The following is a 14,175-nucleotide window of genomic DNA, read 5'->3' as shown; positions in this document are numbered from 1 at the left end:
ACGCACCCCCTGGGGTGGGTTGGCCGGCAGGCGTGCATGGCTTGGCAGCTCAATTCGTCGGCGCGGCCTCAGCCTGCGGCTTGACCGCTTCAAAACGGTAACCCACACCGTAGACAGCGTTGATCACGTAACCATTTTCCGGGCGCAGATCAAGCAATGTGCGCAGGCGCGATACATGGGTGTCCAGCGAGCGAGAGATCACATCCGAATTCTGGCCCCAGATGATTTCGCGCAGATGGTCGCGTGAGAGCAGGCGTCCCATGTTCTGGAACAGGAACAGCGCCAGATCGTACTCGCGGTTCTTCAGTTCCACCTGCTTGCCATCGACTTCAAGCGTGCGTGAATCCGACATGAAGCGGTAACGGCCAAACTCCATGGTGCCCTTGGTGGCGGCAGGGTAGGCGCGGCGCAACAGTGCACGTACGCGCGCCACCAATTCGGCAACACGCAGGGGCTTGACCATGAAGTCATCCGCGCCCGATTCCAGACCTTCGACAATGTCGGCTTCACCTTGTCGGCTGGTGATGAACAGCACCGGCAATTCCTGGCTGACATTGTCACGGATCCAGCGTACCACCACGGGACCGGACGTATCGGGCAGTTGCCAGTCCAGAATCAGCAGGTCGTAGGTTTCGCGGCGCATGTCTTTCATCAAAGACGCGCCAGTGGTATGGGTCGTACAGGCGTGGCCTTCCGCCTCCATGGTTTTGGAGAGCATATCCAACACCACCAGATCATCATCCAGCGCCACAATCCTCATAGTAGCTCTCTCCCAAAACTTAATAGTTTGCCTTTATAAGATAAACCATCTTAAAGGCAAATCCAATCACCTACCCGAACTCGTACAAATAACGAACTGGCCTTCGCCCATTCAAGTGTTACAACATTTCGTTGCATTTGAAGTATAGGCAGCTAATCAACTTTCCGCTATCTCTTTTAGAGCCAATTGCACGTCAGAAAGCGAAAAACTGTCGCCCAATTGCACGTTGTCCATAATCTGGCCCAAGGCTTCTGGTTGCGATTGCAACTGGGCGATCATCACACCTGCATCGCGTGGTGCATCAAATGCCTGGCTCTGCAGCAGTATGGCGCCGTCCGCGCGCACCAGCTTGAAATAGAACTTGCCATTCTTTTCACGGTACTGCTTGAAGGAAGCTGCCGCAGCCCTGGTGCTGGCCTTGGCCGCGGTAGCGGTGGTCGCCACGGTCAGTGGCCTCAAACCAACAGCGCTGCGCAGCCTGTGCAAGAGCGGCTGAGAGTAGGCACGGGCTTTCTCCGCGCCTTGCAGCAAGATGGCCTCTACCTCCTGCGGATGGGCCATCAGGTCGTTGTAGCGCTCGCGCAAGGGGGCAATCTCGCGATCCACGCATTCAAACAGCATGGTCTTGGCATCGCCCCAGGCAATGCCATCGGCATAGGCCTGGCGCAGAGCCGCGGTTTCCTCATCACTGGCAAAGGCCTGGTAGATCTGGAACAAGGCTGATCCTTCCACATCCTTGGGCTCGCCCGGTGGCCGTGAATCGGTGACGATCGAGCCGATCAGCTTTTTGAGCTGTGCCTGTGTCGAGAACAGCGGAATCGTGTTGTCGTAGCTCTTGCTCATCTTGCGGCCATCCAGGCCTGCCAGGGTGGCTACCTGTTCATCGACCGCAGCCTCTGGCAGCGTGAAGAATTCGCCATACAGATGGTTGAAGCTCGATGCCATGTCGCGCGCCATCTCGATGTGCTGGATCTGGTCGCGGCCCACGGGCACCTTGTTGGCATTGAAGGCCAGAATGTCGGCACCCATCAGCACGGGATACATGAAGAGGCCTGCCGTCACGCCGTCATCACTGTCCTTGCCTGCTTCGTGGTTCTTGTCCTGCGAGGCCTTGTAGGCATGGGCGCGGTTGAGCAGGCCTTTGCCGGTCACGCAGGTCAGAAACCAGGTCAGCTCGGGGATCTGAGGGATGTCCGACTGGCGGTAGAAGGTCACATGCTCGGGATCCAGTCCGGCGGCGAGCCAGCTGGCTGCAATCTCCAGGGTCGAGCGATTGACGCGTTCAGGGTCCTGGCACTTGATCAGGGCATGGTAGTCGGCCAGAAAGTAGAAATTCTCGACATCCTTGGCGCGGCTGGCGGCAATGGCCGGGCGCATCATGCCGGCATAGTTACCCAGATGGGGAGTGCCCGATGGGGTGATGCCGGTGAGGAAACGGGTTTTTTGCATGGTTCTGTTATTGGGGAAATAAACCGGGGCACAGGCTTTGTGCGTCTGTGCCCAGAGATATCAACGGCGAGATGCAATGTAGCACTATCGTCCGAGCACCCATGGCGAGGCGCAATGGTAGTGTGCAGTTGCCATGCTAGCCGGTCTATAGAAAAAGCTTCAGGATGGTATCCACGATCGCGTAGCCGACCGACATCAGCGGACGCATCCAGATGGCGCTGATGACGCCGGCGACCACCAGCCCCATCACAATGAAAAAGCCATAGGGCTCGATCCGGGAAACAGCCTCGGCCTGCCGGTAGGGAAGCAGCCCGACCAGCACCCGGCCCCCATCCAGAGGAGGCAGCGGGAACAGATTGAACGCCCACATCACCAGATTGACCGCGATACCGGCCTTGGCCATGCCCAGGAAGAACGGCTCGTGCAGTCCGGTGATGGCCAGAACACCCAGCACCACCGCCCAGAGCAGAGCCTGTATGAAGTTGGTGGCCGGGCCGGCCAGCGCGACCCAGATCATGTCGCGCTTGGGGTTTCGCAGATTGCCAAAGGCCACCGGCACAGGCTTGGCATAGCCGAACACAAAGGCGCCAGACGTCATGAAATACAGTGCCAGCGGCATGACGATGGTGCCGATCGGGTCGATGTGCTTGATCGGGTTGAGCGTGATGCGCCCGAGCATCGCGGCAGTGTTGTCGCCGAAATGGCGAGCCACATAGCCATGCGCGGCTTCGTGCAACGTGATGGAAAACAGCACGGGCAGCGCATACATCAAGACGTTTTGGATCAGTTCAGGATTCACAGGACGATGGTCACAAGGTTGTACGATGTGTTGCGGTGCAGCAACCGAGGCAGTCTAGCCTATCAGGCTGAAAATGGCCCCTTGGCTGGCAAAACCAATAGAAACGCTATCAAAATAAAAGTTCCCGCGCGCACTGGCTGTGCGCTGGCAGCCCATTTCTTATAAAAGTATCTCACAGTCCAAGCTGCGCAAGCGGGCCTCGCCCTTCGCGCACCACAACCGGGGTACCACCAGTGCCCATGGGGGTCAGATCGACGATGGTCGTGGGCTCCAGCGGGCAGGGACCGGCGTCCACCACCAGTTCGATCTGCGATTCAAAGCGTTCACGGATTTCCTGCGGATCGTTCAGGGGCTCGGTTTCGCCGGGCGGGATCAAGGTGGTCGAGAGCAAGGGCTCGCCGTGCAGTTCCAGAAGCATCAGCAGGCCCTTGCGGTCGGGCACGCGCAGGCCGATCGTCTTGCGGGACGGGTGGCTGATGCGGCGCGGAACCTCCTTGGTGGCATCCAGGATGAAGGTGTAGGGGCCGGGCGTGCCGAGTTTGAGGATGCGGAACTGGTGGTTGTCCACCATGGCGTAGCTGGCCAGTTGCGAGAGGTCGCTGCACAGCAGCGTGAGCATGCGCTTCTCATCGATCTGGCGGATGCGGCGCAGCCGGTCGACCACCTGCTTGTTATCCAGTTGGCAGACAAAGGCGTAGCTGGAATCGGTGGGCACGGCCAGAATGCCTCCGTCCTTGAGCATGGCCGCAGCCTGCTTGAGCAGGCGCGGCTGGGGATTGTCGGGGTGAACTTCAAAGTACTGGGCCATGGTGGTACTCCGGGTGGGGGATTGTTTTTGCTCTTATCTTGATAGCTGTTGGCATTTGATGTGCAAGCACAACAGCTGCATTTCATGGACGGATGATACGCGCTTGCAGCGCATCCCACACGGGTGTCACGCCGGTGGGCAATGGAGGGAGGGAGCCAAAGTCGGTGCTCGACTCTGCCGGGCTGTGGAAATCCGAGCCGCGCGAGGCGTACAGGCCAAATTCGCGGGCCTTGTCGGCGTAGCTGCCGTATTCGTGAGGAAAGTGGCTGCCAGTGACCACTTCCACGCCTTGGCCGCCATGCTGTTTGAACTCGGAGAACAGCACATACTCCTCGGTGGCATTCAGCCGGTAGCGCGCGGGGTGGGCCAGCACGGCCATGCCGCCGGCGTCCACGATCCAGCGGACGGCATCGTGCAGCCGGGCCCAGCGGTGCGGCACGAAGCCGGGCTTGCCTTCCACCAGATAGCTGCGAAAGACTTCGTTCGTATCGCGGCAGACCCTGGCATCGACCAGAAAGCGCGCAAAATGCGTGCGCGAGATCAGATCGGGGTTGCCTACGTAGCGCAAAGCGCCTTCGAATGCACCTGCAATACCCGCCTGGGCAAGACCTGCCGCCATTTCGCGTGCGCGCTGCTCGCGGCCGCCCCGGGTGCGGGCCAGCCCCGCCTGCAGCGCGGCGTTGTCTGCATCAAAACCCAGGCCGACAATGTGCACGGTGGTTTCGATGAAGGTGACCGAGATTTCCACACCAGTCAGGAAGGCAAGGCCTGCGTCGCCTGCCGCTTGCTGCGCCCGGGCCAGACCGCTGACCTCATCATGGTCGGTCAGTGCCCACAATTGCACCCCGCGCTCGCGGGCGCGCGCTGCCAGTTGCTCCGGCGTCAAGGTTCCGTCGGAGAAGGTGGAATGGCAATGCAGGTCGGCGTTGAGGGTAGAAGGCACCGGTACATTGTAGGCGTGCAGGCAGACAGGCGCTTCTGGATTCCCAAAGCCCGGTCAGGTTGGGCCTGGTGCCTCCCGGTGAAAGTCGGTATTAACCCCTAAATTGTCAGTTTTTCGTCAGTTTGACGAAAATATTGATACATCTCGACGTTTTGTATTTTTCACCTGGGTTTTCAGAGGAATACACTGTCGGTTTTTACATTGCGCGGTGCAACACTGCGACCGGGGAATCAGAATGTTTGCTGTCAAAAGGTGGATGGGTGTGGCCGCGCTGGCGGTTGCTGGCGTTGCAGTCGCGGGCGCAGCCATGGCGCAGGAGTCGACCATGGAACGCGTCAAGCGTACCAAGGAGTTGCGCGTGGGGACCGTGGCTGGCGCGATTCCCTACTTCAACAAGGATCTGGTCTCGCAAAAATGGGAAGGCTTTGGCCCCGATTTTGGTGAAAGCCTGGCCAAGAAGCTCGGCGTGCAGGTCAAGTTTGTGGAAACGACCTGGGGCAATTCCGTGCTGGACCTGCAGTCCAACAAGATCGACCTGATGTTTGCCCTGGCGCCAACTCCGCAGCGCCAGGAGGTGGTGAACTTCTCCAAGCCCCTGTTGAACAACACCTTCACGGCCGTGTGCAAGAAGGGCCATGAGCCGGTCAAGACCTGGGAGCAGCTGAACAAGCCCGAGGCCAAGGTGGTCGTGGATATTGGCTCCAACCAGGACCAGTTCGCCACCCGCGCGCTGCCCAAGGCCAGTATCTCGCGTCTGGAAAGCTCGGGCGCGGCCACCATGTCGGTGCAGACCGGCCGCTCCGACTGCCAGGTGCTGGTGGTGCTGCTGTCGCAGCCACTGGTTGCCAAGCGCCCCGATGTGGGCACGGTGTATGTGCCAACGCCTGTCGAGACCGCCAACACCAATGTGGGCCTGCGCAAGGAGGCGAACAAGGATTTCGAGAACGCCGTGAACGAGTGGCTGGATGAGGCCCGCAGCAAGGGCGAGATCCAGTCCGTGGTGCTCAAGAACATGGAAAAGCTCGCCGGCGTGAAGGCCGACGCCTTCCCCAAGGAAGTGAAGTTTTAAGCATGCACATGCATGGGCCCCAGGCCTGTGCGACGCACCCCGGCATGGCATTGCGCCGTTCCGGGGTGTATGCGTTCAAGGTTGGTTGAGATATGTACGAATGGGACTTTGGCTTCCTCTGGAAGTACCGCACCTTGCTGGTGGGTGGAATCGGTTACACCCTGCTGTTCACGGTGATCTGTGTGCTGGGCGGGCTGGCGATCGGATTGGTCGCGGGGCTGGGTCGGCTCTCGCGCCACAAGGTGGTCACTGTGCCGCTGCGCGCCTTTGTCGAGGTGTTCCGCTGCACGCCGGTGCTGGTGCAACTGGTGTGGTTCTACTATGCGCTGCCCGTGCTCACCGGCATCGAGATGAGCGCGCCCGTGGCGGCTGCGCTGTGCCTTTCGCTGTATGGCGGGGCGTTCTATTCCGAAATCATCCGGGGCGGCATCATTTCCACGGACATTGGTCAGACCGAGGCCGGCCAGGCCATCGGCATGACGCGCGGACAGGTCATGCGCCGCATCATCCTGCCGCAGGCTTTTCGCAAGATGATTCCGCCGCTCGTCAACCAATCCATTCTGCAGCTCAAGAACACCTCGCTGCTGATGGTGCTGGCCGTGCCGGATCTGCTCTACCAGGGCCAGGTGATTGCGCACGACACCTACCGTCCGCTGGAGGTCTACACCTTCATCGCGATTGCGTATTTTGTGATCCTGTTCCCGATCACCCTGTGGGCCAAACGCCTGGAACACGGCAGCCTGACTGCCAAGGAGGCCTGAGATGCAGGACCAACCGCTCATTTGTATCAAGGGCCTGAAAAAGTCCTTCGGCAAGCTCGAGGTGCTCAAGGACATCTGCCTGGAAGTGAACCGCGGCCAGGTGGTTGCATTGATCGGCCCCTCGGGCTCGGGCAAATCCACCTTGCTGCGCTGCATCAACCTGCTGACGGTGCCGGACGGCGGAGACATCCGTGTGGATGCGCAGTCGCTCGCCTTCAGCGGCAGCGCCACGCAACTGCCCAAGGACAAGGTGCTGGCCGGTTTTCGTGCGCGCACCGGCATGGTGTTTCAGCACTTCAATCTGTTTCCGCACATGAGCGTGCTGAAAAACGTGATGGAAGGGCCGATCACCGTATTGCGCTTGCCTAAGGCAGAGGCTGAGGCTCGCGCCCAAGCCTTGCTGCAGAAGGTGGGTCTGGCCGAGCGTGCGCACATGATGCCCGACCAGCTCTCGGGCGGCCAGAAGCAGCGGGTGGCCATTGCCCGTGCGTTGGCCATGCAGCCTTCGGTGATGCTGTTTGACGAAGCCACCTCGGCGCTGGACCCGGAGCTGGTGGGCGAGGTGCTGCAGGTCATCCAGTCGCTGGCGAAAGACGGCATGACCATGATCCTCGTGACGCACGAAATCGCTTTTGCGCGCGAGGTGGCCGACAAGGTCGTCTTCATGCGTGATGGCGTGGTGGTCGAAGAAGGGCCTCCATCGCAAGTCATCGACAATCCGCGCGAGGAAGCCACGCGCAGCTTTTTGGGCCGTATCATCGGCCACACTGCTTAAGAAGAGGGAACAAGGAATGGATTTTCGACTTGACGACATCGACCGCAAGCTGCTCGCCTTGCTGCAGGCCGATGCCCGTGAATCCACGGCCAAGCTGGCCCGCAAGCTCAACCTGGCGCGCACCACCGTCGTGGCCCGCATTGCACGGCTTGAAAAGGAAGGCGTCATTGCCGGTTACGGGGTGCGCCTGGGCAGCAAGCTCGAACAATCGGCCGTGCGTGCCTACTGCGGCATTTCCGTCATGCCCAAGACGGCGCAATCGGTGATGCAGGTGCTCGAAGGCATTCCCGAGGTGGAAGAGGTCTCGGCCGTTTCCGGTCAGCACGACTACATGATCTTTCTGCGCTGCGACTCCAATGAAAAGCTCGACGCGCTGCTCGACCGCATCGGCCTGATCGATGGCATCCGCCAGACCTATACCTCGGTGGTCCTGAGTCGCAAGATCGACCGCCGCGGCGCGCTGCCCACCATGCCCAACCTGGGCGGCTGATGGGCTTCAGCCACAGCGCCGTCATGTGGCCGGCGCCGTTTCTCGGCATTCTGATGCTGGATACGCGCTTTCCACGGCCTCCTGGCGATATCGGCAACCCGCAAACCTGGGCGGAGCTGGGCATTCCGGTGCGCATGCTGAAGGTCGAAGGTGCATTGCCGGCCAAGATTGTGCAGGAGGCTGATCCACGCTTTGTGCAGCCATTTGTGGAAGCCGCGCAGCAGCTGGAGGCCGAAGGCGCAGCGCTCATCTCCACCAGCTGCGGGTTCCTTGCAGCCTACCAGGGCCTGTTGGCGCAAAGCGTGGCGGTGCCGGTGGTCAGCTCCAGCCTGCTGCAATGCGCAGACCTGCCCATGCCTGGTGTCGTGACGATTGCTGCAGCGTCGCTGACCCCGCGCATCCTGCAGGCTGCTGGTGTGCCTGCGGGAACGCCCGTACAAGGCGTGGCGCCCGGCAGCGAATTTGCCACGCGCATTCTGCAAAACGAAGCGGAGATGGACATTGCACAGGCCGGGCGCGATGTGGTTGCCGCTGCCGTGGCACTGCAGCAGGCGCATCCCCAGATCCAATCGCTGGTTCTGGAATGCACCAACATGCCGGTCTACCGCGATGCCGTGGCGCAGGCAACGGGCTTGCCGGTGCATGATGTGGTGAGCCTGCTGGCTGCGCGCTGGGCTGCGCTGGGCTGAACGGGCTCCATTCAAACAAAGCCCTGGCACGCATGGATTGCGCGCCAGGGCCTTGTTTTTGGTGGCTGCGTTGAGGACGGATGAAGGTCTGCTGCTACAGCCTTTTGCTGCGCCGTATGCGCAGCTTCTGGCGCAATGACGCAGATCAAGCTTTCAGAAACCGCTCCGCCCGGAACGGTGCGGCATCCACAGGCGCCGTCTCGCCGTTCATCAGGGCCGCCAAAATGGCGCCGGTGCCAGGGCCGGTGCTGAAGCCGATGTGCTGGTGGCCAAAGGCGAGCCACAGGTTGCGCTTGCCGGGCATGGCGCCAATGATGGGGCGGCTGTCGGGCAAGGTGGGGCGGCGGCCCAGCCAGGGTGTGGGCTCCAGCCGCGCACCCATGTCGATGGCCTGGCGGGCTGCGGCTTCTGCCAGATCCAGCTGCAGCGGATTGGGCGGGGCATCCAGGTCGGTCAGCTCCACGCCGCTGCTCACGCGTAGGCCTTGCTCCATGGGCGTCATCACGTAAGCGCCGGCGGTGTCATAAATGGGACGGCTGATGTTGCAGGCCGCAGGCGGCGCAAAGTGCATGTGGTAGCCGCGCTCATAGGCCATGGGCACATGCACTCCCAAAGTGGCCATGAAGTTGCGGCTCCAGGGGCCCAGGGCGACGACGATCCGGTCGGCTTCCACCGCGCCACCGGCATCACCCACCACGCGCCAGCGGCTGCCTGCCAGGGGCTCCAGCGTCTTGAGACGGGCCTGCAGGATCTGCCCGCCCTGTTTGCGAAACAGTTCGGCATAGGCTTTGACGACAGCGCCCGGGTTGTCGACCGACCAGCTGTCCTTGATCCAGAGCGCGCGCTCAAAGATCGGGTTCAACGCCGGCTCCAGTTGGCGGATATGGTCGCGCTCCAGCACCTCGGTCGAGACGCCGAAATGCGCCATGCGTTCGCGGGCCAGTGCCGCGCCTCCCAGGGCTGCCGCCTGCCGGTAGGCCATCAGGTAGCCGTTGTCGCGCATGCGGTGCGCGGAGCCGCTTGCGCGCAGCAGTTGGGCATGCTCGGTCATCGACAGGCGGATGAGGCTGTCGAGCGCGGTGGTGGTTTCGCGGAACATGCTGGCGCGCGCATGGAGCAGAAACTTCGTGGCCCAGCCCAGGTTGTGCAGCAGAAACTGTGGGCGGTAGCGAAAGCTGGCACTCTGGTTCTTCAGCAAGGTGGGCAAATTGCCGAACAGGGCAGGATTGTTGAACGGCATCAACGAGCTGCGGGCAATCACGCCCGCGTTGCCATACGAGGTTTCCTCGCCGGGCGCGCGTCTGTCCAGCAAGGTGACCTGAAAGCCCTTTTTCTGCAGTGCCAGCGCCGTTGCAACGCCGACCATGCCGGCTCCGAGTACGGCTACGGAAATATTGCTCATGAATGGTTGTGTTGTGGTGCGCGATGGATGCTCAACCAATGGCGCATGGCGCTTGCAGGATAAAGACAAGCGCGGTATTTGCCTGGTGAAAAGTGGTGACCTCGGCACGAATTCAGGCCGAAGCAGCATTCTAAAAAACTATAGCAGTCTGTGCTGTCAACATGGTTGAGTCTGAGCACGGCGAGGGTGTTTGCGTCTTTGCAGATGGCGGGTCAGACCGCCGGGTTTGTCACGGCATCGACATATGGCGTGGATAAATTGCTGCGATTTGTAAGCTTTTCGCTGCGAGACCATCGACCGTGCAATACAACGACATCCACAAATCGAAGCTGCGTGCAGCAAGCGCCGCCGCACTGGCATCGGTGGCAGGCATGGCCAACCTGCCAATGGATGCCTGGTCCGCGCCATTCCAAGGCGGCAATCTGGTGGTCTACAACGTCGGGGCGGAGAAAGGGGCCAAGACGGTCTCGCTTGCCGAGTACCGGGCGGATGGCACCAGGCTGCAGGCGATATCACTGTCTGCAGCCAGCGGCAATTCACTCACCTCCAGCAGCACAGGGTCGGAAGGCTTGCTCACGCGCTCGGCCAACGGCCAGTGTCTGGCCGTGCCGGGTTACGCTGCTGCTCCCGGAGATACGCCCGTGCTCAAGGCATCTACTGCTTTGGTGGCGCAGCGTGTCCTGGCCCTGGTCGGGGCGGACGGCTCGGTTGGCAATTTCCGCCGGTTGGGCGCGCAGGCCTTTGACGGGGATTCCATCCGCAGTGCTGCGAGCAGCGATTGTGTGGACGCATGGGCAAGCGGCAAGGCCGCCGTTCCCAAGGGAGGTGTCGATTTCGGCGGCATCTGGTATGCAGGTGCCAATCCGCTGCAACTGGCTCCGGGCAATATGCAAGGGCTGGCGGTGACCGGGCAGTTGTTTGTTTCGATTGCAGGGGGCGAAACGCTCAACCAGATCGGCACTGGCCTGCCCACCTCGGGCTCGCCCGCTGCCTTGCCCGTTGCAGGTTTGGCCAGCGACAATTTCCGGGGCATTGCCTTTGTCAGGCTCCAGCCGGCGTCCGTCGGCGCAGATACCCTGTATGTTGCAGCCAACAGTGCGGGAACCATCCAGAAATACGTGCGCAATGGCGATGCCTGGGAGGCACGGGGCGCGGTGGCACTGGCGGGTGTGCATGGTCTGGTGGCCATGCCTACAGGTGAAGGCAATGCCATGATCTTTGCGACGGACGGCAACGGTGCATTGAACCGGCTGTTCGATACCAGCGGCGCTCAGGGCGTTCTGAATGGAGCGCCCGTGGTGGTTGCCACACCCGCTGCCAAGGAGATGTTCTATGGCGTGGCCATGGCACCAGAGGCCAGCGCCCCGCCCGGCGTGCCGGGTGCCCCCTCTGCTGCCGCACTGAGCGATGTGACGGGCAGCAGCGCGACGCTGCGCTGGACCGCGCCCGCATCGGGTCCCGCGCCTGCTTTCTATGTCGTCGAAGTCTCCGGCGATAATTTTGTCAGTGCAAGCCAGAGTCTGGTGACGACGACCACGCAAGTGGCGCTTACGCAATTGCAGGCAGGTCAGAAAGCGCGTATTCGCGCTGTCAACAGCGCAGGGGGCAGCACCAGCGCGCAGACGGGAGGCATCGTCGGGGGCAGTGAGCCACCGACGACCTCGCTGGCCGACGGTGCGGCATATTCTGGCGTCGTGGGATCGGCCTACAACCCGGATATCACCTTCACCGTTCATGACGCATCGGGCACTGCAGCCGGAGTGCGCGTGTCAGGCAGCCCGGCCAACCCGCAGTCCGCAGTCATCACTGGCGACGGCATCCAGCCCAGCATCGGCGCGGATGGCAAAGTCACTCTGAAGCTGGTGCCAAGCGGCGTGGGCTATGCCGATATCGTGCTCACCATCAGCGATGCCAAGGGTGCCAGCATTACGCGCACCATCCGCTATGCAGCATCGGCCAATACAGCGGCAACGGCCAGCACGCGCTGGTACCAGGGGCGCTCGGATGCGTCTTCTGCCTTCATGCTGGCAGATGGCAGCATGGTGGTGGCCGACGACGAGGCACCGCCAAGGGATGGCGCAGCAAACGCGCTGCCTGGCGGCAATGCGCTCTTTGCCTACCACCCCCAGACGGGCGGCATGCCCGTGCGCACCCTGGTGCCTGATGCCGGCCTGGGGCTGGGCAACAAAGCCAATTGCACGGAGGCTGGCGCGATCAACCCCGGCAACTGCAAGACGGACGGTGAGGTCGATCTGGAGTCGAGCTTCATCGTAGGAAGCCGTGCCTACATACTGGGGTCGCATTCCAACAGCAAGAAGGGCTATCTGCGCCCGGACCGCTGGCGCCTCTTTGCCCTCGACTTGAACAGCGAGAGCATGGCAATCACTGGCTATTACCAGTGGCTGCGCGATGATGTGCGCGCCTGGGATGCGGGCAACGCACACGGTCTGGGTGCCAACTACCTGGGACTGGTGGCCAGTTCCAATGACGGCACCGCCGAGCAGGCGCCGGAGGCCGACACGCTTTCCGGCTTTTCCATTGAGGGCAGCAGCACCAGCCCCGACGATTCGCAGATGTGGCTGGGTTTTCGTGCGCCGCTGGTGTCCGCCCCAGGGCAGCCCGCAGTCAAGGCCAACGATGCCAGCGGCCGCTCGCATGCCTTGATCATTCCGGTACGCAATTACGCGGCGCTGGCAGGCGGCAGCGCTGGAGCCAGAGGCCAGGCAGACATCGGAGCACCGATTCGCATGGACCTGGGTGGCCGGGGCATCCGTGAGATCCGCAAGAACGCGAGCGGTGAATACCTGATCATCGCGGGGCCGCCCAACAGCGCCACCGGCACGGCACCGCGCGATTTTCGCCTGTTCTCGTGGGATGGCCGCACCAGGAGCGATGGCCTGGCACTGAATGTGCGCCTGCTCGCTGTGGATGTCGCAGCCTTCACGCCCGGGAACAGCGAATGCTCGGCGGAAGGGATTGCTGCGCTGCCCGGCTCGCTTGCTCAGGGGGGCGACGCCACCATTCTCAGCGACTGCGGCGACGCAGATTTTTACGGGGATGGCAACGCGGCCAAGGATCTGGCCTATGCAGCGTGGAAGAAATTTCGCAGTGACGTGGTGCGCATTGCTGCCTTGCCTTTGGTCAACCTGCAGTCAACAGGCAATGCCGGCTTCAGCGTGCAAGGGCCGCAGGCGGGGTCGTTCCATGCGGTGGTGCTGCCTGCTACGGCAGTTGCACCAAGCTGGGAGCAGGTGCGGGCGGGTACCGATGCAAGCGGCCAGCCTGCCCAGTGGGCTGGCCATGCAGCACTGGCCGCCCACCAGCCTGTGGCGCTTCAAGCCACCGGTCTTGCCAGCAACACCGCTTATGCCGTGTACGGCGTGCTGGTGGATGACGCGGGCGTGGCGGGCCTGGTGGCTGGGCAGAAGTTCTCCACCGGCGCACCAGCGGCTGCGGGTATCGATTTTCCGGCCCTGGCGGATCGTGCACTGGGCACCACTCCATTTGCTGTGTCTGCGGGTGGCGGCATGGCGGGCGTGCCCATCGCATTCAGCAGCCAGACTCCTTCAGTTTGCACGGTAACGGGCTCCGTGGTGCGCCTGCTGCAGGTGGGCACCTGCACGCTGCGTGCGACGCAGCAAGACAACCCTGGCGTTGCGGAGCGCAGCTTTCAGGTGGCCTTTCCGTCCACCATGGGCAATGTGTTGCCTGCCGGTGGTGGCACCCTGGCGCAGACCAGCGCAGAAGGCTGGCAGTTCGCGACCGCATCCGCAGGCACCGTGAGCAACGCGGGTCTGCCGGCCTTGCCGGAGGGCTATGGTTTTGTGATGCCCGAGGGGCTGGGATTCATCCTGGCCGGGGGCGCCAGTGGCAGTGCGGCCAATGTGCGCTGGCAATTGCCGCTGGCGGCACCGGCCAATGCGCAGCTCTGGAAATACAACGCCACGCTTCGCCAGTGGCGCAATATTGGCGGGGCGTTTGCCGCAGACCGCAGCCATGCCAGCTTTACCGTGACTGATGGGGGCGAGGGCGATGAAGACGGGCTGGCCAATGGCGTGATTGTCGACCCGGTCTTTCTTGTGGCGCCGATAGCAACACCCGTATCGCCCGCCAATGCCGTGAGCGTTCCTGCCCTGTCGGATGCAGGCCGGGCACTGCTCGCTCTGGCCCTGGCCGGCGTGGCAGCCCTTGGCATGTGGCGTCGCAGGGGCTGAGCATCTGCCCCCAGTT

General features: G+C 62.2%; 12 protein-coding genes. 6 read left to right on the top strand and 6 right to left on the bottom strand.

The features are described from left to right. Nucleotides 1–49 precede the first annotated feature (49 nt). The 5 genes from ACH2DG_RS03910 to ACH2DG_RS03890 all read right to left on the bottom strand — a co-directional run bounded on the left by ACH2DG_RS03910 (nt 50) and on the right by ACH2DG_RS03890 (nt 4,759). Nucleotides 50–760 (bottom strand): response regulator transcription factor, encoded by a 711-nt coding sequence (locus tag ACH2DG_RS03910; RefSeq protein ID WP_395024384.1) that lies wholly within the window; start codon nt 758–760, stop codon nt 50–52. A 156-nt stretch (nt 761–916) separates the two neighbouring features. Beyond that, nucleotides 917–2,209: a tryptophan--tRNA ligase gene (locus tag ACH2DG_RS03905; RefSeq protein WP_395024383.1), complete on the bottom strand. Its 1,293-nt coding sequence runs from the start codon at nt 2,207–2,209 to the stop codon at nt 917–919. A gap of 145 nt (nt 2,210–2,354) precedes the next feature. Further along, nucleotides 2,355–2,978 carry a site-2 protease family protein gene (locus ACH2DG_RS03900; protein ID WP_395024411.1) on the bottom strand — a complete coding sequence of 208 codons (624 nt, stop codon included), beginning with the start codon at nt 2,976–2,978 and terminating at the stop codon, nt 2,355–2,357. A 202-nt stretch (nt 2,979–3,180) separates the two neighbouring features. Next, complete coding sequence (locus tag ACH2DG_RS03895; protein ID WP_395024382.1) at nt 3,181–3,816, bottom strand: L-threonylcarbamoyladenylate synthase; 636 nt, start codon at nt 3,814–3,816, stop codon at nt 3,181–3,183. An 82-nt stretch (nt 3,817–3,898) separates the two neighbouring features. Beyond that, the gene (locus tag ACH2DG_RS03890) at nt 3,899–4,759 is read right to left on the bottom strand and encodes a 3',5'-nucleoside bisphosphate phosphatase (protein ID WP_395024381.1); all 861 of its coding nucleotides are present in this window, start codon (nt 4,757–4,759) and stop codon (nt 3,899–3,901) included. A 235-nt stretch (nt 4,760–4,994) separates the two neighbouring features. Here ACH2DG_RS03890 and ACH2DG_RS03885 point away from each other — a divergent pair, with 235 nt between their 5' ends. From ACH2DG_RS03885 to ACH2DG_RS03865, 5 genes are all read left to right on the top strand, one after another. Then, nucleotides 4,995–5,828 carry a transporter substrate-binding domain-containing protein gene (locus ACH2DG_RS03885; protein ID WP_395024380.1) on the top strand — a complete coding sequence of 278 codons (834 nt, stop codon included), beginning with the start codon at nt 4,995–4,997 and terminating at the stop codon, nt 5,826–5,828. A 92-nt stretch (nt 5,829–5,920) separates the two neighbouring features. Further along, nucleotides 5,921–6,589 (top strand): amino acid ABC transporter permease, encoded by a 669-nt coding sequence (locus tag ACH2DG_RS03880; protein ID WP_395024379.1) that lies wholly within the window; start codon nt 5,921–5,923, stop codon nt 6,587–6,589. 1 nt (nt 6,590) lies between these two features. Further along, complete coding sequence (locus ACH2DG_RS03875) at nt 6,591–7,364, top strand: amino acid ABC transporter ATP-binding protein (protein ID WP_395024378.1); 774 nt, start codon at nt 6,591–6,593, stop codon at nt 7,362–7,364. A 16-nt stretch (nt 7,365–7,380) separates the two neighbouring features. After that, nucleotides 7,381–7,854 carry an Lrp/AsnC family transcriptional regulator gene (locus tag ACH2DG_RS03870; RefSeq protein ID WP_224151618.1) on the top strand — a complete coding sequence of 158 codons (474 nt, stop codon included), beginning with the start codon at nt 7,381–7,383 and terminating at the stop codon, nt 7,852–7,854. Beyond that, entirely contained in the window at nt 7,854–8,543 is a 690-nt protein-coding gene (locus ACH2DG_RS03865; protein WP_395024377.1) for an aspartate/glutamate racemase family protein, read from the top strand. Before ACH2DG_RS03870 ends, ACH2DG_RS03865 begins: the two co-directional genes overlap by 1 nt. Before the next feature lie 145 nt (nt 8,544–8,688). Here ACH2DG_RS03865 and ACH2DG_RS03860 read toward each other — a convergent pair whose 3' ends face one another. Continuing rightward, on the bottom strand, nt 8,689–9,945 hold the full coding sequence (locus tag ACH2DG_RS03860; protein WP_395024376.1) for an NAD(P)/FAD-dependent oxidoreductase: 1,257 nt from the start codon (nt 9,943–9,945) through the stop codon (nt 8,689–8,691). Between the two features lie 299 nt (nt 9,946–10,244). Here ACH2DG_RS03860 and ACH2DG_RS03855 point away from each other — a divergent pair, with 299 nt between their 5' ends. After that, entirely contained in the window at nt 10,245–14,159 is a 3,915-nt protein-coding gene (locus tag ACH2DG_RS03855; RefSeq protein ID WP_395024375.1) for a fibronectin type III domain-containing protein, read from the top strand. Nucleotides 14,160–14,175: the final 16 nt, after the last annotated feature.

The sequence above is a fragment of the Comamonas odontotermitis genome (assembly GCF_040396735.1).
In the GTDB taxonomy this organism is placed as follows: Bacteria; Pseudomonadota; Gammaproteobacteria; order Burkholderiales; family Burkholderiaceae_C; genus Comamonas; species Comamonas odontotermitis_C.
This window is presented reverse-complemented; position numbering and strand designations above follow the sequence as displayed.

Coding starts and splice junctions, on each gene's coding strand:
- ACH2DG_RS03895 (WP_395024382.1), bottom strand. CDS start 3,816: ATGGCCCAGTACTTTGAAGTTCACCCCGACAATCCCCAGCCGCGCCTG.
- ACH2DG_RS03865 (WP_395024377.1), top strand. CDS start 7,854: ATGGGCTTCAGCCACAGCGCCGTCATGTGGCCGGCGCCGTTTCTCGGC.
- ACH2DG_RS03910 (WP_395024384.1), bottom strand. CDS start 760: ATGAGGATTGTGGCGCTGGATGATGATCTGGTGGTGTTGGATATGCTC.
- ACH2DG_RS03885 (WP_395024380.1), top strand. CDS start 4,995: ATGTTTGCTGTCAAAAGGTGGATGGGTGTGGCCGCGCTGGCGGTTGCT.
- ACH2DG_RS03905 (WP_395024383.1), bottom strand. CDS start 2,209: ATGCAAAAAACCCGTTTCCTCACCGGCATCACCCCATCGGGCACTCCC.
- ACH2DG_RS03860 (WP_395024376.1), bottom strand. CDS start 9,945: ATGAGCAATATTTCCGTAGCCGTACTCGGAGCCGGCATGGTCGGCGTT.
- ACH2DG_RS03880 (WP_395024379.1), top strand. CDS start 5,921: ATGTACGAATGGGACTTTGGCTTCCTCTGGAAGTACCGCACCTTGCTG.
- ACH2DG_RS03875 (WP_395024378.1), top strand. CDS start 6,591: ATGCAGGACCAACCGCTCATTTGTATCAAGGGCCTGAAAAAGTCCTTC.
- ACH2DG_RS03900 (WP_395024411.1), bottom strand. CDS start 2,978: ATGTATGCGCTGCCCGTGCTGTTTTCCATCACGTTGCACGAAGCCGCG.
- ACH2DG_RS03870 (WP_224151618.1), top strand. CDS start 7,381: ATGGATTTTCGACTTGACGACATCGACCGCAAGCTGCTCGCCTTGCTG.